Source organism: Citrobacter sp. Cb031, assembly GCF_030336725.1.
GTDB classification, from domain to species: domain Bacteria; phylum Pseudomonadota; class Gammaproteobacteria; order Enterobacterales; family Enterobacteriaceae; genus Citrobacter; species Citrobacter braakii.
This window is the reverse complement of the sequence record NZ_JAOWDA010000034.1, coordinates 441,475-463,085: the sequence shown is the minus strand read 5'-3', so window position 1 is coordinate 463,085 and position 21,611 is coordinate 441,475. Positions and strand designations below refer to the sequence as shown.

Sequence of the window (21,611 nt, the reverse complement as noted above, 5' to 3'; positions counted from 1 at the left end):
TTTATGTTGGTGAATCTGTGTGACTACAAACAGAGCGTGACGCTCATCGCCAATAGCGGTGTGCAATTTCTGGATTTTGGCCTGACGCCGCAGGAATCTGCGCATCATGGCCGCTTTGTGCGCAAAACGGCAAACGGTCCCCTGCTGCGGCTGGATTTCGATCTGACAACCGGACGTTATACCTTACCAGGCAGCACCGGCGGTCAGCCCGAAGTGGTGAAGCCGGAAAGCACCCAGAAGCTGCATTATTCGCTGGACGTGCTCGACGGTGTCTGGCTGCCGCTGCCGTTCCTGCGCTTTAATCCGCCGCGTACGTTCGTTGAAGGCCCGGATAACTGGGCGCGCGTACAGGTGCGAAAGCTGGCGCAACCTGACAGCGCGGGCAACACCCACCGCGTCACCGTGGCGCTGGACAGCCAGCTCACTGAAAATGCCCCTGCGGCGTTAACCCCCAACGAAAATGACCTGCTGAACGGTACGCGATTTGCGCTGGCCTGGCATGACAACGAAATTGCCGATTTCCTCGACCAGACCTGGATTGACGGCTGGTTGCGCGAATCCTTTATGCATCATGTCACACAGCATGAGAACCGCTCAGAACAAGAGATCCAACAGGCGCTGCGTAACTTTGAATATCAGGCGCACTGGCTGAATGTGCTGACCCTGTTAGGCGAGCAGCTTTCCGTCCCGGAAGTGAAACTGGTCACGCATACCCTCAGCACGCCCGCCATTCCCGTTGATCTTATCCTGGATATCGGTAACACCCATACCTGTGGCGTCCTGATTGAAGATCACGGGGATGCCAATGACGGACTGCGCCAGACAGCCGAATTGCAGGTGCGTTCGTTAAGCGAGCCACAGTTTCTCAACGATCCGTTGTTCACCAGCCGACTGGAGTTTTCCGAAGCGCGTTTTGGTAAGCAGCACTTTTCCGTGGAGAGCGGCCGTGATGATGCCTTTATCTGGCCGTCGATTGTCCGCGTTGGCGATGAAGCCCGAAAGCTGGCGATGCAGCGCATGGGCACTGAAGGCAGCAGTGGGATCTCCAGCCCGCGCCGTTATCTGTGGGACGAAACGCCGGTGTTGCATGACTGGCGCTTTAGCCAGATGAATGGCAAAACCCAGCGCGAACCACTGGCTACCGCCTTCCCGCTGATGAACCTGATGAACGATGACGGGCAACCGCTGTTCAGCCTGCCGCAGGATGATCGTCTGCCGGTATTCTCACCGCAATACAGCCGCAGTACGCTGATGACGCATATGTTGTGCGAAATACTGGCCCAGGCGCTGGGGCAAATTAACAGCGTGGCGACGCGTTTGCGCCTCGGATTCCCGGCATCTCCTCGTCAGTTGCGTACGCTGATCCTGACCCTGCCGTCGGCGATGCCCAAACAGGAGCGTGAGATTTTCCGCCTGCGCATGTTTGAAGCTATTGCGTTGGTCTGGAAAGCAATGGGCTGGCACCCGCAGGATGAAGACTTCACCACCCGTAAACAGCAGGAAAAGAGCGTGGTTCCCGTACCTGAGATCCAGATGGAATGGGATGAGGCCAGCTGCGGGCAACTGGTGTGGCTGTATAACGAAGCTATCTCTCACTACGATGGCCACACCGAATCGTTCTTTAACGCCCTTGCCCGCCCGGACCGTTTGCCGGAGCCTGGTGAGACTAAAGGTCGTGCGCTGCGCGTGGCATCGATCGACATTGGCGGCGGGACAACGGATATGGCCGTCGTCCATTACCAGCTTGATGACGGCGTGGGTACAAACGTCAAAATTACCCCGCACCTGCTGTTCCGTGAAGGCTTTAAGGTTGCGGGCGATGATATGCTGCTGGACGTGATTCAGCGTTGCGTGTTGCCTGCGCTGCAAACCCGCCTGCAACAGGCTGGCGTGACCGACGCCGCCGCATTGCTGGCTACGCTATTTGGCGATTCCGGGCGCATCGACACCCAGGCGATTTTGCGTCAACAAACGGCGTTACAACTCTTTATGCCGCTCGGTCATGCGGTACTTTCTGCCTGGGAACAAAGTGATATTAACGATCCGGTAGCGGGTCTGCATGCCACCTTTGGCGAACTCCTGAGCCAGCAACCAACGCGCAACGTACTGAATTACATCCAGCAGGCTATCGATCATGCGTTACCTGCGGGATCGCCAGCGTTTGATGTGTTGAGCGTGCCGTTACAGGTGCAGTTCAGGCAGTTACAAGAAGCGTTACTGGCGGGCCAGTTTACCCTGACCTCCCCACTGCATGCGGTCTGTGAGGCCATTTCACACTATCGCTGCGATATTTTATTAGTGACCGGCAGACCCGCCTGTTTACCGGGCGTACAGGCGTTGATCCGCCATCTGCAGCCCGTTCCGGTTAATCGTATGATCTGGATGGATAACTACCGCGTACATGAGTGGTATCCGTTCAGCCAACAAGGGCGGATTGGTAACCCCAAATCCACCGCAGCAGTTGGTGCAATGTTGTGTAGCCTGGCGCTGGATCTACGCTTGCCGCGTTTCAACTTTAAAGCTGCCGATATCGGCGCTTACTCGACCGTACGTTATCTCGGCGTGTTGGATAATACGGTCAATACGCTGCGTGATGAGAACATCTGGTATCACGATATCGATCTGGATAAGCCCGGCGCGAAGCTGGATGCCCGCCTGCACTTCCCATTGCGCGGCAACGTTACGTTAGGTTTCCGTCAACTGGCCAACAGCCGTTGGCCTGCCACACCGCTGTATACGCTCAGCATAAATTCTGCCGAACTGGCAAAAACCATCGCCGGAGATGGCGTGTTGAATGTACGGCTGCAGCTACGCGGTGGTAGCAAAGAAAGCGGCCCGGAATTTTTCGTACTGAGCGATGCGTGGTTACAGGATGGCACTCCCGTTGCCGCCAATGCCTTAACGTTAAAACTGAATACGCTGGCAGACCGTCGCCATAGCGGGAGCCATTACTGGATTGATAGCGGGAGCGTGTACCTGAAATGAGTAAGATGTTAAACACCGCGCAGGCCGCCATCGAGTGGGTAACTGATACCCGTCAGCGTGCGGCGCGTCTTGATGATGAAGCGGATGCCCTGTTGGCGCAGCTCACCCTGGCCGCCGTTAATGAATCTGCGTTGAAGACGACCTTTTCATCGCGAGGATGCGTTGGGCTTTACGGACATTCGCAATCGGCAAAAGCGCACCTGCTCACAGCATTGTGCAGCAACGCCAATGGCAAAGTGAATATCGTTACCCCGGATCGCAGCTTTGATTACTTTTCACATATTAATCCTGGTCATGCGCCAACCAATATGGCGATCCGCTTTACGCGTGATGAAAATCCGCTCGATGGTGAATGGCCGTTGCGCCTGCGGCTACTCAGTGAAGCCGAACTGGTACAGCTATTTATTACCCAGTTCTGTGCGCTTGCGGACAACCGCCAGGTCGAGAAATCGATTATTGAGGCGCGCCTGGAAAAATGGCAAACGTTGCGCCAGCGTCATCCGGTGCCGGGCATTACCGCGCATGATGTCGCGGCAATTGGTCGTTTCTGGCGCGCCTGCGTACCGGCCAGACAGCAGCAATTTGACGACGCGCTATGGCATCAGTTTGCCACGCTGCTACCCGCTCTGGATCTGACTACCCGGGCAAACGCCTGGGCGTTACTGTGGGGAGAACAGCCAGAGTTGACGCAACAGTGGTTGGCGCTGGCGCATACGCTGCAACAAACCGGGAGCGCGCAAGAACTCGCGGCTCCGCTGAGCCTGCTGGTTGACCATTTTGGTTTACCTGCCGAGAGTTTCCTGACTCAGGTAGCATTGAACGGGAATGAGGCGCAAAGCGATGTAGTGGTTCATCCAATAGAAAATGATCAGTTGCTCAATGCGGTCAGCCTTTCTCAGGCTTCGCTGGCGCTGCTCACGCGCGAGCTGGTCCTGACGGTTGAAGACGCGGTACTGGAGAATGTCGATCTGCTGGATATTCCCCTCGCCCCGGATGTTCATCCCCATCCATTGTGGCAGGCCAAATTAGGCTGGATGCTGGAACATTATCGCCAGCATCTGCAACCGGATGTACTTTTAATCTGTAATGCGGTATCTACCCGCTCCCAGACGCCCGCCATCACCCGCAAGCTGCTGGGCTGGGTTAACGACACTCAGCCCGTACATGACGCCGCATTGCCGGGAGTGGTCTGGGCCATTACTCCGCAGGATGCGCGGTTTAGCACTCAGCAAAATCTTGATGAATCTGTGCAGCAATTAATGGGCAAACCCGGACTGCACTGGGGCACGCTGCAGGCGCTGGATAAACACAGCTTACAACGCCTCGTCGAATGGCTGACTCAGGCAACCTCGCCACAGCAACGCCAGGCGAGATTGACCTCCCTGCGTGAGCAGCACCAGCAGCGTGTACGCGAAACCCTGATCGGCTGGATTAACCCCGTTGAAACCGAATCGGGTAGCAATGAGTCGGTGATCCGCCAGCTCCAGGCCCAGGCGGCAAAGCATGGCGAACTCCTGGACGGTTTGCTTCCGCCGATGCGCCTCTTTGAGTCGCTGCTGCGTGTTCAGCAGCCGCGCGAGGAACAGGTGAGCGGATTATTTAATGAAGAGATTGACCTGTTTGCCGAGGTGCGTGACACAACGCACTCGCCGGAAAGCAAAGAGACCGGGTATCAGGCGCACAAAATGTGGGTTAACCACGTGCGCCAGTGGTGTCGCGATGAAAATAATGCGCGCCGTTTACGTCTCGAGCCGCGTACGCTAAGGCAGGTTGCTGATATCCTCGTCACCACTAGCTATCGGCTGGAAATGCCGCAACGCTTACAGCGCATTATGCAGCGAGAAAACGTCTGCGCCGCGCAGCTTCACGCCGATATTGGGGATTTTATTACCTGGCTTGGATTTGCCAGCGTGGCAGAGGAACAGCGTCCGGCCAGCAGGATCCAAAAAGGATCGGCTATTTTTAGTGCCCCGGCGCAACAGCCGATGTTACGGTTGACGAAACTGGATGAACAACCTTCGCATGGCGCAAGCCGTTACGTTTACGACTGGCTGGTCGCTTTGTATACCCGCGCCAATGAAAACGTGGGATATCAGCATCCAATGGATGTTTGCGCAGCCGACAAAAAACGATTAGATGCCCTGCTTTCCTCCTGAAACGGCGTTTACGCCGTCATCAGAAGAGAGAAAACATTAACGCGACGGGAAAACTCATCGGCCAGGTCGCCCCGACTAATACCGCGCTGAGAAAACGAATCCGCTTTTTATCGCGGGAAAGAAACCAGGTGATGATTGCCGTGATAGCGGCCATCACCGCATAAAAAACCAACATTTTTTGGTACAGAGACATGTCAGGCATCCGGGCCGAAAGGTAAAATCGCGCGCAATATGCTCTTTTTCATGACCTACATCAAGTTTTATTAATTATTTTAAGAGAAACGCCGGTAAAACAAGCCGTTTTCATTATGTTCAGAATCCGTACTATTGCGGATAGTTATAACCCGTACTATACCCATAAGGGTTAAAACGAAAGGTGGCACAAATGAATGTTTCCAGTAAAACTGTGGTGCTGATAAATATATTTGCTGCTGTAGGACTTTTCAGTCTGATTTCCGCAAGGTTTGGCTGGTTTGCTTGATGTCGTTCTTCTTGATTAATTGCAGCGTCCGCTGGCAGAGAGGCTCTTCTCTCTGCCATTAGTACACGATTTTCCCACTCTCCTGCCACCCGGTAAATTATCCTTAGTATGTAATACCCCTAATCCTTCTGCGGCATTATATTGCCCGCATAACGGCTCGGTGTTGTGCCGGTATGCTGATGGAAAAAAGCGATAAAAGCACTGTCACTGACAAATTCCAGATATTGCGCCACCTGGCTGATCTGCCCCCCGTCAGCCAGCATCTCCATGGCTTTTAATAGTCTAAATTGCTGCCGCCAGCTCTGATAATTCATCCCGGTATCCCTGGTAAATATTCGACTGATCGTCCTCTCGCATGCCCCAACCCGTTGGGATAATTGATTTAGTCGTGGTGGCAATTCGCCCATGCGTACTCCTTCAAGCCACACGTTCAGCCGTGGATCTGAGGGAAACTGCAACGTCCAGTTTTCACTGCGGGCGGCCCGCATTTCCTCACAGAAAACGGTGATAAGACTGGCCTGCTGCGCGGCAGGCATTTCCCATGGCCAGAAAGCCATACGTTCTATTACTTCAAAAAAGAGAGGATTAACGTCGACTATCTGCAGCGGTAATTTAGATAACGGCAATGTAGTTGAAAAATACAACGAACGATAAGCCATCACGCCACGCATTATGGCGCGATGTACCGTACCAGCCGGGATCCAGACCGCGCGCCGTGGCGGTAGCAGACACAGGGCATGCTCCAGCTCAATCGTAATGCTTCCCGCTGCCGAAAAAAGTAGCTGATGACGAAGATGGCTATGCCGGCCGGAATCGTGTACGCCCATCTCGGAGGCAATCCCGATTACCGGTTTATCAAAGCTATCCGCATCGAAATCATCATCCGGGGCAATTTCCATTATCTGTCCGATATTTGATATTTAAAGTCTTGATAATGGTAATGCGACACCTCCCTTTCAGCAATAATGCCCGCCAGTTTTCTGTCTCTCTGGATATTGCTATGAACACTCTTCGCCGCCCGCCGTTGTGGCTTCTTACTTTGCTGATTATGTTTCCGCAACTGGTGGAAACCATTTATAGCCCGGCATTGCCAGGAATCGCCACGTCTTATCACGTAAGCAGTGAGCGCGCGGCGCAAACACTCTCCGTTTATTTTATTGCCTTCGCCATCGGCGTGGCGATATGGGGTTGGCTGAGCGACTGCATCGGTCGACGTTGGGCGATGCTGGCAGGACTTATCTGCTATGGGTCAGGTTGTGCCCTGGCCGTGGTTGCCACTGACTTCAGCGTTTTGCTGCTGGCGCGGATGATCTCAGCCATCGGCGCGGCTGCCGGGTCAGTGGTGGTACAGACCATGTTACGGGACACATATGAATCAACCGCGCTATCCCGCGTCTTTTCCGTGATGGGCGCTGCGCTGGCATTGAGTCCCGTTTTCGGCCTGCTAAGCGGAGGTTGGCTGGTTAGCCTGTATGGTCATACCGGTGTATTTATTGCCCTTGTGCTGCTGGCGCTGCTACTGCTACTACTGACTGCGACCATGCTGCCAGAAACCCGGCCCGAAAATACGCTCAGCCCCAGCCTTGCTGCACTGCTCTCCCGCATGATGCGTGACCGCGAGCTGTGGAAAAATACCATGCTGGTTGCGCTGCTGAACACCATGCTGTTTAGCTATTACAGCCTGGCTCCGTTTCTTTTCGGGCAATTGGGATGGAGTTCCAGAGCCTTTGGCTGGACGGGGGGACTACTTGCGTTTGCTTCGCTGTCGGGCAGCCTGCTGAACCGGAGATTATTGACGACAGACCTGACATCGGAACAGAGGGTACGTTATGCCTGTGCGCTGGCAGCATTGTCAGGCCTCGCCGCGTGGTGGTTACAGCACTCCGCGTGGATTCTGATACCGGTTTTCGGCGCGGTGATTGCCTATGGCATCGCAATCCCTAATGTGCTGAGTCAGGCCCTACGCCACTATCGTGAACAGGCCGGGGCCGCCGGTGCATTATTTGGATTAAGCTATTACCTGTTGCTGGGAATGATGCTGGGGGTGGCAGGCATGGTGCAACAACTGGGGCTGGTTCTGAGCGTCTGTGCGCTACTCGCCTGGATTTGCAGCTTGCGCCGCGGATAACCGGATGAGGTTCCTCCTGACATTAAGCTGTAATGCTTGCCAGTTAACGAGGATGAGTGGCACATACGCAGGTAATGAATCTGTTGCCTCCGGCGTATTGCTACGTTCACCTTATGTTTGTCACATCTCTGAGGCAATACGACCTGTGAACGTGTTAAGGGTACTATCGCCGTACCCTTAACAATCCCGGCTCCCGGCGGGAAAATTGCCGCTCCGCGGTTCCCTCCGTTTATTCCTCCAGGCTACCGGGCCGGGCGCGAGGTAGCGTCCCTGCAAAACGCGCCCTGAACCCGCATCCCTGCGGGTTCTCCCGGCCTTACGGAAACACGTCGGCAATTTTCAGCCGGACCAGCCCACACCTGACCACCTGCGTTTTTTATCTGAATAGCAAAACAGATTTAACTGGAAGTCAGTGCGTTGCAGCGATGACCCCGTTCAGGCTGAAAATCGATGAAGCGTTGAAGCTGACCGCAGGGATGCGGCGGTAAGCCTCCTTTGCACGTTCACGGGTGTCTGAGCCTCAGAGAATTGATATCGCTGAGGTGAACGGAACCCTGAGCCGAAATCACATGTTCGCCGTAATGTTTAATTGACAAGCATTACGACATTAAGCCGGGGCTTTGTTGTATTAATAGCCTGACCTCGCGGATATTTCCAACTTACCGCCGTCCGATGGCGACGAGGCCAGTGGCGCGAATAATATAGACACACGTTTGCCAGTATTTAGCTATCCGTGCCGCATTTATTGCTCGCGCTTCAGATATTACTCATGCTTGATCATGACATGGCGAACAATCGTGTAATCTTCCAGCCCGTAAACCGACATATCCTTGCCATAACCAGACTGTTTTTGTCCGCCGTGCGGCATCTCGCTGACCAGCGTGAAGTGGGTATTGACCCAGGTGCAACCATACTGCAGGCGAGCGCTAAATCGATGCGCGCGCCCCACATCCCGAGTCCAGACGGAGGATGCCAGGCCGTATTTCGAATCGTTAGCCCACGCCAGCACCTGATCTTCATCCTCAAATACGGTGACGCTGACCACCGGACCGAAAACTTCCCGCTGCACGATAGCATCTTCCTGCTTCGCCCCGGCCAGCAGCGTCGGAGCAAAATAGTAGCCTGCGCCGTCCACTTTTTTACCACCGGTGATGACTTTGATATGCCCCAGTGCTTTGGCTTCATCGACCGCTTTAGTCACGCGATCGAGGTGCGCCTGCGAGCTTACCGGCCCCAGCTCCGTCGATTCGTCATTCGGTGCACCGATTTTCAGGCTGGCAACCGCGGCACCAAGTTTCTCAACCAACGCGTCATAAATGCCTTTCTGGGCATAGATTCGACAAGCGGCGGTACAGTCTTGCCCGGCGTTGTAATAGCCAAAGGTTCGCACGCCGCTCACCACCGCATCCAGATCGGCATCATCAAAAATGATGACCGGGGCTTTGCCGCCCAGCTCCATATGTGTGCGCTTAATCGAAGGCGCGGTGTGCTGGATAATGTGTTCACCGGTCGCAATGGAGCCGGTCAGGGAAACCATCCGGACTTTTTCATGACCGGTCAGCGGGTCACCCACCGTTTTGCCACGGCCAAAAAGCACGTTGATAACGCCAGGCGGATAAATATCTTTGGCAAATTCAGCCAGTTTAAGTGCCGTTAGCGGGGTAATTTCTGACGGTTTAATCACCACACAGTTACCCGCCGCCAGCGCCGGTGCCAGTTTCCACGCCGCCATCATCAGCGGGTAGTTCCACGGCGCGATAGAGGCCACCACGCCCAGCGGATCCCGACGAATCATCGACGTATGCCCTTCCAGATACTCTCCGGCCGCCTGTCCTTGCAGGGTACGAGCTGCCCCGGCGAAGAAGCGGAAAACGTCGACGATTGCCGGAATTTCATCGTTAAGGACACAGTGCAGCGGCTTACCACAGTTAAGCGATTCCAGCTCAGCGAAGGTTTGCGCGTTATCGGCGATAGCATCCGCCAGTTTCAGCAGCAGTTCGGAACGAACTTTCGGTGTGGTTTGTCCCCAGGTGGCAAATGCGCTGTCTGCTGCACGTACCGCCGCATCAACCTGCCCGGCTGACGCCTCGGCAATCTCCAGAATGCGTTCTCCAGTGGCAGGGTTATAGACTGGCTGCTTTTCACCTTCACCGTTGACCAGCTCGCCATTAATCAGTAATTGATGTTGCATAGCAATTTCCCATATCGTCGTTTATTTACCGTTTCCGGCGAGAGAGTCGCCTTCACGCGTTAGCCACCAGGCCCCTAAAATTGGCAGTGTTGTCACCAGCATTACCAGCAATGCCACAACGTTGGTGACAGGCACATCTCGTGGTCGACCCAGTTGATTGAGCAGCCACAAAGGAAGTGTTCTTTCATGTCCGGCGGTGAACGTTGTCACGATGATTTCATCAAACGACAAAGCAAACGCCAGCATCCCTCCCGCCAGCAGTGCCGATGCCAGGTTTGGCAGCACGACATAACGAAAGGTTTGCCAGCCGTTGGCGCCAAGATCCATAGACGCTTCAACCAGACTCCATGAGGTACGGCGAAAACGCGCCACGACGTTGTTAAATACCACCACCACGCAAAACGTCGCATGGCCGACCACGATGGTGAGAAAACCGGGTTCCAGGTTGATAGTTTTAAACGCCGTCAGTAGCGCCAGACCGGTAATAATCCCCGGCAGCGCGATCGGCAACAGCAGCAACAGCGATATTGCGCTTTTACCAAAAAAGTCCCTGCGCCACAGTGCGGCAGCGGCCAGCGTCCCCAGAACGAGGGCAATGGCCGTCGACAACGCAGCGATTTTAAGTGACAACGTCACCGATTCCAGAATATCGCTACGTTGCGCCGCAACGCTAAACCACTTCAGCGTTAACCCCTGCGGTGGAAAACTAAAAGCAGCCTCCTCAGTATTAAAAGCATAGGTGGCGATGATGAGGATGGGAAAGTGCAGGAAAATAACCCCGCCCCATGCCGCCAGTTTGAGTAACCAGGGCGCGCGTTCAGAGTGCATCGAAAGCTCCCAGACGCTTCACGAACGCCAGATACAGTGCGATTAACACAATCGGCACCAGAGTAAATGCCGCCGCCATCGGCATATTGCCGATCGCCCCTTGTTGCGAATACACCATATTGCCGATGAAATAGCCTGGCGGTCCCACCAGTTGCGGCACGATAAAATCTCCCAACGTCAGAGAGAAGGTAAAGATCGACCCTGCCGCGATACCGGGTATCGCCAGTGGCAGGACCACATAGCGGAAAGTCTGATGCGGACGAGCGCCCAAATCAGCGGAGGCCTGTAAGAGCGAAGGCGGAAGTCTCTCCAGCGCGGCCTGTACCGGCAGGATCATAAACGGCAGCCAGATGTAGACGAACACCAGAAAACGCCCTAACCCTGAAGTCGACAACGTATTGCCGCCTACCGCAGGCAGCGTCAGGAACGAAAGCAGCAGCGGCTCCAGCCCCAGATGGGTTAAAAACCACTGCGCCACCCCGTCTTTAGCCAACAGTAACGTCCATGCGTAGGCTTTAACAATGTAGCTGGCCCACATCGGCAACATCACAGCAATGTAAAAAAAGGCTTTCATTTTGCCACTGGTATATCGCGCCATATACCACGCCATCGGAAACGCCAGAATCGCGCTGGCAATGGTGACCGCCACCGCCATCGTCAGGGTACGCAAAATGATGTCGTAGTTGGCGGGATTAAACAGCGCCTGCAAATTCGCCAGCGTCAGGTCGGGCGTGACCGACATGGTGAAATCATCGAAGGTATAAAAACCTTGCCACAACAGCGTCAGTAATGAGCCGAAGTAGACGATCCCAAACCACATCAGCGGTCCGAGGAGCAGCAAAAATAGCCCCAGACCCGGATTACGCCAGAAGAACCCTGAGATCCGGTTCAGACTTGTCGACTGTGGAGGCGAATGTAAGACATTCATAGCCATTCACCTCTCCTCAACCAGCGGTACCATCACGTCGCGTGACCACGATGCCATCACCTGTTGACCCGGCGACAGCGTTGTTGGCAGCATTTCTCCCGTCAGGTTCGCCTGGCTAACCAGCAATTTTTCACCGCCGACAAGTTTCAGCTCAAAACGTGTCGCGGCACCCTGGTACTGCACTGCCTGGATAACCCCCCGGGCCTGGACTTCGCCACTGCTATCATTCAAGCGAATGTGTTCCGGACGCAGGGAAAACATACCCTGTAGCCCGCAAACGTTCGCTGACATCGTTTCATCAAAAACATTTGACGTCCCGACGAAACTTGCCACAAACGGTGTGCGCGGACGCATGTACAGTTCACGCGGAGAATCCACCTGTTCGATGCGACCATTATTAAACACCGCCACACGATCGGACATCGACAGGGCTTCACCCTGATCGTGGGTGACAAAAATGAAGGTGATACCCAGGGATTGCTGTAGCTTTTTCAGTTCCAGCTGCATCTGCTCACGCAGCTTAAGATCCAATGCCCCGAGCGGTTCATCCAACAGCAGGACGCGCGGTTCATTGACCAGCGCGCGGGCAATCGCCACGCGTTGCCGCTGACCACCGGAAAGTTGCGATGGTTTGCGTTCATAAACAAAACCGAGCGCAACCTTATCCAGCGCTTCACGTGCTTTTGCGTGACGCTGTTTTTTATCAATACCTTTGACCATCAGCCCATAGGCGACATTGTCGAGAATCGACATATGCGGGAATAGCGCATAATCCTGAAATACCGTATTGACGTCCCGTTCCCAGGGCGGCAATTCGCTGGCCTGCTTACCAAAAATGGTGATTGCGCCGCCTGACAGTTGCTCAAACCCTGCAATAAGGCGCAGACAAGTGGTCTTGCCGGAGCCGGATGGCCCCAGCATAGAGAAAAACTCACCGTCGTTAATCGCAATACTCACCCCATCAACTGCACGAACATCCCCGTACAGACGCGAGACGTTATGAAACTCCACTGCGTACGTCATAAAACCCCCAGCGGAATTAACGACCGCCCATAATGGCGATGTAATCCTGCGTCCAGCGACTGTAAGGAACGAATTTGCCACCTTCTGCGATCGGCGTTTTCCAGAAGGCAATTTTGTCAAAGTAGCTATAGCCGTTGGTTTCACAGCCCTTTTCACCCAGCAGCGGGCTGGCTTTACAACCTTCAGGCACGACTGGCAGAGAACCAAACCAGGCTGCGACGTCGCCCTGAACTTTCGGGGTTAATGACCAGTTCATCCATTTGTAAGCGCACACCGGGTGTTTGGCTTCGCTGTGCAGCATGGTGGTATCAGCCCATCCGGTAACCCCTTCTTTTGGGAAGACCGTGGCAATAGGCTGGCCTTCTCCTTTCAGGGCGTTCGCCTGATAAGGCCAGGCGCTGGACGCCACCACACCTTCGTTTTTGAAGTCGCTCATTTGTACGGTGGTATCGTGCCAATAGCGATGGATCAGCGCGTGTTGATCGCTCAGGACTTTGATCACCGCCTGATACTGTTGTTCGGTGAGCTGATAGGGATCGGTAATGCCCAGTTGCGGCTGAGTCGCCTTAACGAATAATGCAGCATCGGCAATATAGATCGGGCCATCGTAGGCTTGAACGCGCCCTTTATTGCTTTTTCCGTCCCCAAGTTTTTGCTCAACAAATACCACGTTCCAGCTATCCGGCGGTGTTGGGAAAATTTTGGTGTTGTACATCAGCAGGTTTGGCCCCCACTGGTACGGTGTGCCGTAAACTTTTCCGCCAACGTTAAACCACTCGCCTTTTACCACGCGCGGATCGATGCTTTTCCAGTTAGGGATCAGCGCGGTATTAATCGGCTGAACGCGTTTTCCCATAATCAGACGCAATGAGGCATCACCGGAAGCGGTAACCAGGTCGTAGCCGCCTTTTGCCATCAGGCTGACCATTTCATCAGAAGTGGCCGCTGTTTTAACATTGACCGCGCAGCCGGTCTCTTTCTCAAACTGCGAGACCCAATCATATTGTTTATCGGTCTGTCCACGTTCGATGTAGCCCGGCCAGGCAATAATATCCAGACGGCCTTCCGGTTTATCTAAGGATGTCGGGGGTTCGGCTGCTTGTGCAGTCATCAGCGTCATACTGAGTGCGCACAGGCTACTGAGGGCAAACTGCTTGCTCATAACGTCTTACTCCTGTCTAAAAAATAATGAGCGGCAGCCTTGCCGTAAATATATGTCCTTTCCTAAAAATAGTCGGGGTGTTGTAAGCGTTCCTGCTGGCGCAAGGAAATTTAATCAGGTTGTGAGCTAACGCTCATTACGCTACTGATGCTGATCGGGAGCTTTAATCTTCTGGAGTATAGACAAGGAGTTAGGTGCAACGGTGGCAATAGTAAGAACTATTGATTTTTTGTATGGTAGCACCCGATATAAATAACATCGGGGTTAGGTATTCTCTATTTCGAAAATAAGAACGCGCTATTCTTTTATATTGAATAGCGCGTTACGTTTTATTTCATCATCTCGCGAATTAATTTTCCCAGCTGTTTCACTGCCTGTTCCTCACGCTCTCCCCAGTGCCATGCGGTATTAAAGCGAAAAAAACGAGTCCAGCTCCCCGAGGTCGAAAACATTTTTCCCGGTGCAATGCTGATATGGTGCGCCAGTGCCTGGGTGCTGAGCACGCCTGCATCAAGCGGTTCTGGCAGTTCCAGCCACAGAAAATAGCCGCTGTCGTTATGGTGAATTTTGACTTCCGCCGGAAGATGACGCAGCAACGTTTGCCAGGCCTGCTGTTTGCGTTCCGCCAGTTGACGGCGTAAGCGGCGCAGATGCGCGTCATAGCGCCGGGTTGACAGGTAATCCACGAGTGCAAGCTGCATGGGGGAACTGGTGGATAACGTGCTCATGAGCTGGAGTCGCTGAATACGCCGCGCATGCTTCCCGGCCGCCACCCAGCCCACGCGAAATCCGGGCACCAGGCACTTCGAGAAGGATGAACAATGCAAAACGCTGTCGGCGCGATCCCAGGCTTTGGCAGGCAGTGGTTTTTCGCGACCAAAGTACAGCTCGCTGTAGACATCATCTTCTATCAGCATTACATGATATTTTTCCAGCAATGCGACCAGGTGCACCTTTTTCTCTGGGCTGAGCGTAAAACCCAGCGGATTTTGGCTGTTGGTCATCAGCCAGCAGGCTTTTACCGGATACTCCTGCAACGCTTGCTCCAGCGCGGTAAGATCGATCCCCTCTTTCACGTCGGTGGCAATCGAAAGCGCCTTCAGCCGTAATCGTTCCAGGGCCTGCAACGCCCCATAGAAACAGGGATTTTCGACAATCACCCAGTCTCCCGGTTCGGTAACCGCCTGCAGGCTCAGGTTGAGGGCATCCAGCGCACCGGTAGTGATGACAATTTCATCAGGTGAAATGGTCATCCCCTGTTGAGCATAGCGGCGGGCAATGGCATGGCGCAGCTCATCATTTCCCGGCGGCAGGTTTTCTATCACGCTCATGGCGGTCGCGGTTTTACTGACCTGCGCCAGCGAGCGGTTCAACTGCTGGAGGGGAAACAGACGCGGGTCGGGGAATGCAGAGGCAAATGGCATCACTGACGCATCCCGGCTGGCCTGCAGCATATCAAAAATATAGGTGTTGATATCCACCGCTTCATCGCGCATCACCTGCGCCTGCGGCGCTGCCAGCTCACGTTCAGGGCGCGCGGCAACATAGTAACCCGACTGCGGCCGGGCGATAATCCGGCCCTGACTTTCCAGCAACTGATATGCATGTCCGACGGTCATAAAACTCATGCCGCTGCTGACCACCTGCTCGCGCAAGGATGGCAAGCGATCGCCGGGCTGCCATACGCCAGACGCGATTTGATCGCGAATTTGCTCAGCCAGTCGCTGGTATTTTTTCATTTTTCGTCCTGATAATCGGTGTCGGTGACACGCACTGTATATATCAGTTTACATAATCAGGGCATTTTTTATAACTGTTATAGTTAACAGTTTTACAACATTGTTACTGACAGCTCCTTGCCTAAGGCGCGTGCAGCTATTTGCACAGCATCAATTTTTGTCGCGTGCTTTAAATCGAACAAACGGGTAATTTCCTGCTTAGGCCTGCCGATCCTGTTTGCCAGCTCCTGCTGGGTGATGTTTGATTCAAGAAAGGCATTTAACAAAAGAACCTTCGACGCAATGCTCAGGGGGATTTCCACATAGTCACCTTCAGTGCCAACCGCCGAAGGTAAAGGAATCGGTTCGTTATCGTCGAAATAGAATTCAAAAGCGGTCACCAATGCAGACTGCGCAGCCTGCAAAGCCCCATGACGGGTTTCGCCCTGGGTTAATGCTTCAGGAATATCCGGGAAAGAAACCACGAATCCACCTTCCACGGCGGGGATTAGATTAACGGGATAACGCATGATTTTTTCAAAATCTCTCATATAATTAACCTCATATTGATGATGACTGTAAACCAGGCTGCTTCAGGATCGATTTTCGCAAGGCTTCTTTTATTTCATCACCAGGATGTCTGGGCATAACGCTACGCCTTCCCTGATACCTCAACTTCAGATGATTTGAGCCGTTTGTAACAGCCACTCCCTGAGATTCAAGCCAGCGTCTGAACTCACTTTGCTTCACTGCGCCTCCCTGTCGTCTATTATACGCACAAAGTAAACATTTATGATTACCTTTTTCATTACCTCGCTAGTGATAGCGTAAAATCACTCGCATGGGGAGGACGCGATTCAATAACAGGAATCCAGGTTCCAGATTTCATATCAGCCAGGCTAACCTATAACAGCACGACAACTGTTATGGTTAAAAAGAACTGTTCTGTTTCTGCCTTCCATTGCTTCGCAGCCTTAGAATTGCGCCAAATCAATTTTTCCTGCGGAGCTAAGCATGTTCGGTCTTGACGCGTTTCACCTGGCGAGGATCCAGTTCGCGTTTACGGTATCCTTTCACATCATCTTTCCGGCGATTACCATTGGCCTCGCCAGTTATCTGGCGGTGCTCGAAGGGTTATGGTTAAAAACGAAAAATCCGACCTGGCGCTCGCTATACCATTTCTGGTCGAAAATATTCGCCGTAAACTTTGGTATGGGCGTGGTTTCCGGGCTGGTGATGGCTTATCAGTTCGGCACGAACTGGAGTGGTTTTTCCGAGTTCGCCGGTAGCATCACCGGGCCGCTGCTGACCTATGAAGTATTAACCGCCTTCTTCCTCGAAGCGGGCTTCCTCGGGGTAATGCTGTTTGGCTGGAACCGGGTTGGCCCAGGGCTTCACTTCTTCGCGACCTGTATGGTTGCGCTGGGTACTATTATTTCTACCTTCTGGATCCTCGCCTCCAACAGCTGGATGCAAACGCCACAGGGCTATGAAATTGTTAACGGGCAAGTCGTTCCCGTCGACTGGTTCGCCGTGATTTTCAATCCTTCCTTCCCTTATCGTTTGCTGCATATGTCCGTTGCCGCCTTCCTGAGCAGCGCGCTGTTTGTCGCGGCATCAGCCGCATGGCATTTATTGCGCGGTAATAGCACGCCAGCAATTCGCGCTATGTTTTCAATGGCGCTGTGGATGACGTTAATCGTCGCCCCGCTGCAGGCCTTAATTGGCGATATGCACGGGTTGAATACGCTGAAGCACCAGCCTGCAAAAATTGCGGCGATTGAAGGACACTGGGAAAATCCGCCTGGTGAACCGACCCCGCTGCTGTTGTTCGGCTGGCCGGATATGGAGCAGGAGCGCACCCGCTATGGGCTGGAAATCCCGGCGCTGGGCAGCCTGATCCTGACTCATAGTCTGGATAAACAGGTCCCGGCGTTAAAAGAATTTCCGAAGGAAGACAGGCCCAATTCCACCATCGTGTTCTGGTCGTTTCGCATTATGGCAGGGTTAGGCATGCTGATGATCCTGCTGGGCGCGTTTGCCCTGTGGTTGCGTTATAAGCAGCGGCTATACACCTCACGTCCTTTCCTGCGCTTTGCATTGTGGATGGGGCCCTCCGGTCTGATTGCCATCCTTGCTGGCTGGGTGACCACCGAAGTTGGCCGTCAGCCGTGGGTGGTTTACGGTTTGCAACGTACGGCGGATGCGGTTTCCGCACATGGTGATTTACATATGAGCATCAGCCTACTGTCTTTCTTTGTGGTGTATAGCTCGGTGTTTGGCGTGGGTTACAGCTACATGATCCGCCTGATCCGCAAAGGGCCACAGGAAGATGAGCCGACCATTCCACCAACAGGCACGCCGGCACGGCCGCTTTCTGCTGTTGTTCTCGATTCTCAACCGGAGGCACACCGCTAATGGGTATCGATTTATCAGTTATCTGGTTTGTAATTATCGTGTTCGCCACGCTGATGTATATCGTGATGGACGGTTTTGATCTCGGGATCGGTATTTTATTCCCTGCGATTTCGGATGCGGATGACCGCGATGTGATGGTCAACAGCGTCGCCCCGGTATGGGATGGTAATGAAACCTGGCTGGTGTTGGGTGGCGCCGGATTATTCGGCGCTTTTCCCCTGGCCTATGCGGTGATTGTCGATGCGCTAACGATCCCGTTGACCCTGATGCTCATCGGCCTGATATTTCGCGGCGTCGCGTTTGAGTTTCGCTTCAAAGCCACGCCGGCGCATCGACCATTCTGGGATAAAGCTTTTCTCGGCGGTTCAATCCTCGCGACATTCACTCAGGGTATTGTGGTCGGTGCCGTACTCAATGGATTTTCCGTCACCGGACGCAGCTACAGCGGCGGTCCTTTCGACTGGCTGACCCCCTTTACCCTGTTCTGCGGCGTGGGCCTGGTTGTAGCCTACGCCCTGTTGGGGGCAACATGGCTGGTGATGAAAAGCGAAAATCCGTTGCAGGATAAAATGCGCTGCGTGGCAAGAAAACTGCTGCTGGCGATGCTGGTTGTCATTGCCATTATCAGCCTGTGGACGCCGCTGGCGCACAGCGCCATTGCCGAGCGTTGGTTTAGCCTGCCCAATCTGTGGTTCCTGATGCCGGTTCCGCTCCTGGTTGCGCTGATTAGCCTCTGGCTGTGGCGCTCGCTGGGTCAGCAAAACAGCCATACGCTGCCTTTTGTATTGACGCTGGGGCTGATTTTTCTCGGGTTCAGCGGGCTGGGGATCAGTATCTGGCCCCACATCATTCCACCGTCCATTACGCTGTGGCAGGCGGCAGCTCCGGCGCAGAGTCAGGGCTTTATGTTGGTTGGCGCGCTGCTGATTATCCCGATAATCCTGGTGTACACCTTCTGGAGCTACTACGTTTTCCGCGGCAAAGTTCAACATGGTGAGGGGTATCATTGATGCAACAAACAATCTGGAAACGCCTGATGTGGCTGGTGATCCTCTGGGGCGGCAGCGTGCTGGCCCTGGCCGCCGTTGGTATGTTCTTTCGTCTCCTGATGACGGCCGCCGGATTTAAATCCTGATTCTCTCTCTGATAACAACCGGGCAGCGCTGCACTGCCCGGTTGTGACAAATCCCAACGTTATCTAAACAAAAATGTAAAAAACATCGAAATGACAAAACAGAGATTGTCATTAACCCGATTAAAATATTGAATAGTCACCTGGCGAAATTATCGTCAATTCCGCAGCTAACGTACCAGAGGGTGCATGATGTTTAAGAAAGGGTTAACGGTGTTATTGCTGGCCAGCGCGCTTTTTTCCGGTCAGCTTCTCGCTACTAATCAGGGACATGAATATCTTCAGGTGCAGGATGCCGATCACTTATTACGACACACGGCCGACAGCGATGAACTACGAATGACGGCGGAAGAATCCGCCGCCGATCTTCGCGAACACCATTACTGGCAAAAATCACGCAAACCCGATACACATCAGAGCTAACCGTTAGCTTTTACGCTTTGGCAACGTTTTCAGCAGTTCTTCAGGGCTGACGGAAGCCACCACGCTGCCCGGCAACGGCATCTTCAGAATGTGATGTTTCATCTTGCCGATCACGTGCATTTCGCACGGTCGGCAATCAAATTTCAGCGTCAGGACCTCATCGCCGTTAACCAGTTGCATCGGCGTGGCTTTCCAGCTTTTGATATTTCCTTTCGCCTGTTTCGGACACAGGTTAAACGCAAAACGCAGGCAATGTTTGGTGATCATCACCGGCACATCGCCCTTCTCTTCATGCGCCTCATAGGCGGCATCAATCAACTGCACGCCATAACGGTGATAAAACTCTCGCGCTTTATGGTTGTAGACGTTAGCCAGAAAGCTCAGATGCGTTTGCGGGTAAACCGGCGCCAGCTGGGCAACCGGTTTACGGCGACCGCGCTGATAGTTTTGCAAACGAGCTGCATCCAGCATGTCGACCGCTTCACGTCGCAGCTGATTCAGTTGACCGTTAGGCACGAACAATGCTCCCGGCAGATTCACCTGAATATTACGGGCGTAATAAAGCGTTTGTCCCAGTTTTGCCAGGCCATCCTGCAGGTTGCTCAACGCTTTTTCTGCATTGTTCGCTTCCTCAAACTGGCCGTCCAGCGTATGGGTGATACTCACCCCCTCCTCACTGGTGAGCGTCAGGATCAACTGTTCCTGCCAGCCGCCCAGCTCAATATCGACCGCGACGCGGCGTTCGCTGGAGGTTTTGGTCAACGCTTGCTGCCAGTTATGATCGAGATTGCGGTTCAGCGGATGGTTGTCGCGCACTTTGTGCAGGTCGGCGGGCATTTCATTCGGCCACACCCGATAACGATTGTGCCCCGTTTTTTCAACGGTATTGGCGCGAAATCCGACGACCTCACGCTTGATTAACACGTTCAGACCATCCCCGTTGGCCAGCGGTTCTGTTACCTCAACATCGAGATGATCTTTTGCCACCTTCAGGACTTCGCCAACCGGCAGACCGATGAACTTTGGTGAGTCGAATGCGCCGATATCCCCCTTACGGTCATTCACAAAATAATCGGTGCTGCCGCGATGGAAGGTCTTTTCCGTGGATGGAGTAAAGAAATGTTCGGTACGCCCGGCTGAAGAACGGGCAAGATCGCCGCGCTCTTCAATAATGGCGTCCAGCATCTGACGATAATGCGCGGTAATATTCTTCACATAGCTCATGTCTTTATAGCGCCCTTCAATTTTGAAGGAGCGCACGCCTGCGTCAATCAACGCGCCGAGGTTGGCGGTCTGATCGTTATCTTTCATCGACAGCAGATGTTTTTCATAGGACACCACGCGCCCCTGATCGTCTTTCAGGGTATACGGCAGGCGACAAGCCTGAGAACAGTCACCGCGGTTAGCGCTACGTCCGGTTTGCGCATGTGAAATATAACACTGGCCTGAATAGGCGACGCACAGCGCACCGTGAATGAAAAATTCAATAGTCGCATCCGTAGCCTGATGGATGGCGTTTATTTGCTCAAGGCTCAGTTCGCGCGCGAGGACAATTTGGGTGAATCCGACGTCAGAAAGAAACTTCGCCTTCTCGACGCTGCGAATATCACATTGGGTGCTGGCGTGCAGCTCAATGGGAGGAATATCCAGCTCCAGAATCCCCATATCCTGCACAATCAGGGCGTCAACGCCGGTCTGATACAGATCGGTAATTAATCGCTGTGCGGGCTCCAGCTCATCATCATGCAAGATTGTATTCAGCGTCACAAAGATTTTCGCCCCGTAACGATGCGCAAACGGCACCAGTTCGGCGATATCTTTCAGACTGTTACTGGCGTTATGACGCGCGCCAAAACCCGGTCCGCCAATGTAAACGGCGTCAGCACCGTGCAAAATGGCTTCACGTGCAATGGCGGTATCCCGGGCCGGGCTTAACAATTCAAGGTGATGAGGCTGCTGGCGCATACAGTTGTTACCATCCACAAGTGGTAAAAATGGCGGCTATTGTAGTCACAAGCGCGGCTTTTCGGAATAGTTT

The 21,611-nt window shown here is 53.7% G+C and carries 19 protein-coding genes; 8 read left to right on the top strand and 11 right to left on the bottom strand.

Annotation, left to right across the window (positions count from 1 at the left end; all coding sequences use genetic code 11):
* The first annotated feature begins 3 nt into the window (after positions 1-3).
* Both OGV93_RS18650 and OGV93_RS18645 read left to right on the top strand, forming a co-directional pair.
* On the top strand, positions 4-2,985 hold the full coding sequence (locus tag OGV93_RS18650; RefSeq protein ID WP_046275606.1) for a virulence factor SrfB: 2,982 nt from the start codon (positions 4-6) through the stop codon (positions 2,983-2,985).
* On the top strand, positions 2,982-5,141 hold the full coding sequence (locus OGV93_RS18645) for a virulence factor SrfC family protein (RefSeq protein ID WP_287109949.1): 2,160 nt from the start codon (positions 2,982-2,984) through the stop codon (positions 5,139-5,141). The genes OGV93_RS18650 and OGV93_RS18645 overlap by 4 nt, the downstream gene beginning before the upstream one ends.
* A 19-nt stretch (positions 5,142-5,160) precedes the next feature.
* On the opposite strand, the gene OGV93_RS18640 is transcribed toward OGV93_RS18645, so the two are convergent.
* Complete coding sequence (locus tag OGV93_RS18640) at positions 5,161-5,334, bottom strand: GhoT/OrtT family toxin (protein ID WP_016153148.1); 174 nt, start codon at positions 5,332-5,334, stop codon at positions 5,161-5,163.
* A gap of 192 nt (positions 5,335-5,526) precedes the next feature.
* Between OGV93_RS18640 and yncL the strand changes: the two genes are divergently transcribed.
* A complete protein-coding gene (gene yncL, locus OGV93_RS18635) occupies positions 5,527-5,622 on the top strand; it encodes a stress response membrane protein YncL (protein WP_071524268.1) in 96 nt (31 codons plus the stop codon).
* 119 nt (positions 5,623-5,741) lie between these two features.
* Here the strand turns inward: yncL and OGV93_RS18630 are convergent, their stop codons facing one another.
* Positions 5,742-6,521 (bottom strand): AraC family transcriptional regulator, encoded by a 780-nt coding sequence (locus tag OGV93_RS18630; protein WP_046275598.1) that lies wholly within the window; start codon positions 6,519-6,521, stop codon positions 5,742-5,744.
* Positions 6,522-6,622: 101 nt separating this feature from the next.
* Here OGV93_RS18630 and OGV93_RS18625 point away from each other — a divergent pair, with 101 nt between their 5' ends.
* Positions 6,623-7,750 carry a multidrug effflux MFS transporter gene (locus OGV93_RS18625; RefSeq protein WP_142417793.1) on the top strand — a complete coding sequence of 376 codons (1,128 nt, stop codon included), beginning with the start codon at positions 6,623-6,625 and terminating at the stop codon, positions 7,748-7,750.
* Positions 7,751-8,513: 763 nt separating this feature from the next.
* On the opposite strand, the gene patD is transcribed toward OGV93_RS18625, so the two are convergent.
* The 8 genes from patD to OGV93_RS18585 all read right to left on the bottom strand — a co-directional run bounded on the left by patD (position 8,514) and on the right by OGV93_RS18585 (position 16,350).
* Entirely contained in the window at positions 8,514-9,941 is a 1,428-nt protein-coding gene (gene patD / locus OGV93_RS18620; protein WP_016156580.1) for an aminobutyraldehyde dehydrogenase, read from the bottom strand.
* A gap of 21 nt (positions 9,942-9,962) precedes the next feature.
* The gene (locus OGV93_RS18615) at positions 9,963-10,769 is read right to left on the bottom strand and encodes an ABC transporter permease (RefSeq protein WP_016156581.1); all 807 of its coding nucleotides are present in this window, start codon (positions 10,767-10,769) and stop codon (positions 9,963-9,965) included.
* Positions 10,759-11,703: an ABC transporter permease gene (locus OGV93_RS18610; RefSeq protein WP_016153152.1), complete on the bottom strand. Its 945-nt coding sequence runs from the start codon at positions 11,701-11,703 to the stop codon at positions 10,759-10,761. Before OGV93_RS18610 ends, OGV93_RS18615 begins: the two co-directional genes overlap by 11 nt.
* Positions 11,704-12,720: an ABC transporter ATP-binding protein gene (locus OGV93_RS18605; RefSeq protein ID WP_016153153.1), complete on the bottom strand. Its 1,017-nt coding sequence runs from the start codon at positions 12,718-12,720 to the stop codon at positions 11,704-11,706. It lies immediately after the preceding gene.
* Positions 12,721-12,736: 16 nt separating this feature from the next.
* Positions 12,737-13,882 carry a putative ABC transporter substrate-binding protein YdcS gene (gene ydcS / locus OGV93_RS18600; RefSeq protein ID WP_016153154.1) on the bottom strand — a complete coding sequence of 382 codons (1,146 nt, stop codon included), beginning with the start codon at positions 13,880-13,882 and terminating at the stop codon, positions 12,737-12,739.
* Positions 13,883-14,211: 329 nt separating this feature from the next.
* Entirely contained in the window at positions 14,212-15,621 is a 1,410-nt protein-coding gene (locus tag OGV93_RS18595; protein ID WP_287109947.1) for an aminotransferase-like domain-containing protein, read from the bottom strand.
* A gap of 92 nt (positions 15,622-15,713) precedes the next feature.
* A complete protein-coding gene (locus OGV93_RS18590) occupies positions 15,714-16,130 on the bottom strand; it encodes a type II toxin-antitoxin system HicB family antitoxin (protein ID WP_287110152.1) in 417 nt (138 codons plus the stop codon).
* Positions 16,131-16,161: 31 nt separating this feature from the next.
* The gene (locus OGV93_RS18585) at positions 16,162-16,350 is read right to left on the bottom strand and encodes a type II toxin-antitoxin system HicA family toxin (RefSeq protein WP_287109946.1); all 189 of its coding nucleotides are present in this window, start codon (positions 16,348-16,350) and stop codon (positions 16,162-16,164) included.
* 264 nt (positions 16,351-16,614) lie between these two features.
* Here OGV93_RS18585 and OGV93_RS18580 point away from each other — a divergent pair, with 264 nt between their 5' ends.
* The 4 genes from OGV93_RS18580 (at position 16,615) to OGV93_RS18565 (ending at position 19,573) form a co-directional block, all read left to right on the top strand.
* A complete protein-coding gene (locus OGV93_RS18580; protein WP_047417372.1) occupies positions 16,615-18,018 on the top strand; it encodes a cytochrome ubiquinol oxidase subunit I in 1,404 nt (467 codons plus the stop codon).
* Positions 18,018-19,028: a cytochrome d ubiquinol oxidase subunit II gene (gene cydB, locus OGV93_RS18575; protein WP_016153157.1), complete on the top strand. Its 1,011-nt coding sequence runs from the start codon at positions 18,018-18,020 to the stop codon at positions 19,026-19,028. The genes OGV93_RS18580 and cydB overlap by 1 nt, the downstream gene beginning before the upstream one ends.
* Entirely contained in the window at positions 19,028-19,153 is a 126-nt protein-coding gene (locus OGV93_RS18570) for a DUF2474 domain-containing protein (protein ID WP_003020230.1), read from the top strand. Before cydB ends, OGV93_RS18570 begins: the two co-directional genes overlap by 1 nt.
* A 189-nt stretch (positions 19,154-19,342) precedes the next feature.
* Positions 19,343-19,573 (top strand): DUF2554 family protein, encoded by a 231-nt coding sequence (locus OGV93_RS18565; protein WP_016153158.1) that lies wholly within the window; start codon positions 19,343-19,345, stop codon positions 19,571-19,573.
* A gap of 3 nt (positions 19,574-19,576) precedes the next feature.
* Here OGV93_RS18565 and OGV93_RS18560 read toward each other — a convergent pair whose 3' ends face one another.
* The gene (locus OGV93_RS18560) at positions 19,577-21,538 is read right to left on the bottom strand and encodes a peptidase U32 family protein (RefSeq protein ID WP_101700482.1); all 1,962 of its coding nucleotides are present in this window, start codon (positions 21,536-21,538) and stop codon (positions 19,577-19,579) included.
* Positions 21,539-21,611 lie beyond the last annotated feature (73 nt).

Bases quoted from the DNA above. Each gene is read 5' to 3' on its own strand.
- cydB (WP_016153157.1), top strand. From the start codon at position 18,018: ATGGGTATCGATTTATCAGTTATCTGGTTTGTAATTATCGTGTTCGCC.
- OGV93_RS18615 (WP_016156581.1), bottom strand. From the start codon at position 10,769: ATGCACTCTGAACGCGCGCCCTGGTTACTCAAACTGGCGGCATGGGGC.
- OGV93_RS18610 (WP_016153152.1), bottom strand. From the start codon at position 11,703: ATGGCTATGAATGTCTTACATTCGCCTCCACAGTCGACAAGTCTGAAC.
- OGV93_RS18560 (WP_101700482.1), bottom strand. From the start codon at position 21,538: ATGCGCCAGCAGCCTCATCACCTTGAATTGTTAAGCCCGGCCCGGGAT.
- yncL (WP_071524268.1), top strand. From the start codon at position 5,527: ATGAATGTTTCCAGTAAAACTGTGGTGCTGATAAATATATTTGCTGCT.
- OGV93_RS18645 (WP_287109949.1), top strand. From the start codon at position 2,982: ATGAGTAAGATGTTAAACACCGCGCAGGCCGCCATCGAGTGGGTAACT.
- OGV93_RS18595 (WP_287109947.1), bottom strand. From the start codon at position 15,621: ATGAAAAAATACCAGCGACTGGCTGAGCAAATTCGCGATCAAATCGCG.
- patD (WP_016156580.1), bottom strand. From the start codon at position 9,941: ATGCAACATCAATTACTGATTAATGGCGAGCTGGTCAACGGTGAAGGT.
- OGV93_RS18580 (WP_047417372.1), top strand. From the start codon at position 16,615: ATGTTCGGTCTTGACGCGTTTCACCTGGCGAGGATCCAGTTCGCGTTT.
- OGV93_RS18625 (WP_142417793.1), top strand. From the start codon at position 6,623: ATGAACACTCTTCGCCGCCCGCCGTTGTGGCTTCTTACTTTGCTGATT.
- OGV93_RS18650 (WP_046275606.1), top strand. From the start codon at position 4: ATGTTGGTGAATCTGTGTGACTACAAACAGAGCGTGACGCTCATCGCC.
- OGV93_RS18640 (WP_016153148.1), bottom strand. From the start codon at position 5,334: ATGTCTCTGTACCAAAAAATGTTGGTTTTTTATGCGGTGATGGCCGCT.
- OGV93_RS18570 (WP_003020230.1), top strand. From the start codon at position 19,028: ATGCAACAAACAATCTGGAAACGCCTGATGTGGCTGGTGATCCTCTGG.
- OGV93_RS18565 (WP_016153158.1), top strand. From the start codon at position 19,343: ATGTTTAAGAAAGGGTTAACGGTGTTATTGCTGGCCAGCGCGCTTTTT.
- ydcS (WP_016153154.1), bottom strand. From the start codon at position 13,882: ATGAGCAAGCAGTTTGCCCTCAGTAGCCTGTGCGCACTCAGTATGACG.
- OGV93_RS18630 (WP_046275598.1), bottom strand. From the start codon at position 6,521: ATGGAAATTGCCCCGGATGATGATTTCGATGCGGATAGCTTTGATAAA.
- OGV93_RS18605 (WP_016153153.1), bottom strand. From the start codon at position 12,720: ATGACGTACGCAGTGGAGTTTCATAACGTCTCGCGTCTGTACGGGGAT.
- OGV93_RS18590 (WP_287110152.1), bottom strand. From the start codon at position 16,130: ATGCGTTATCCCGTTAATCTAATCCCCGCCGTGGAAGGTGGATTCGTG.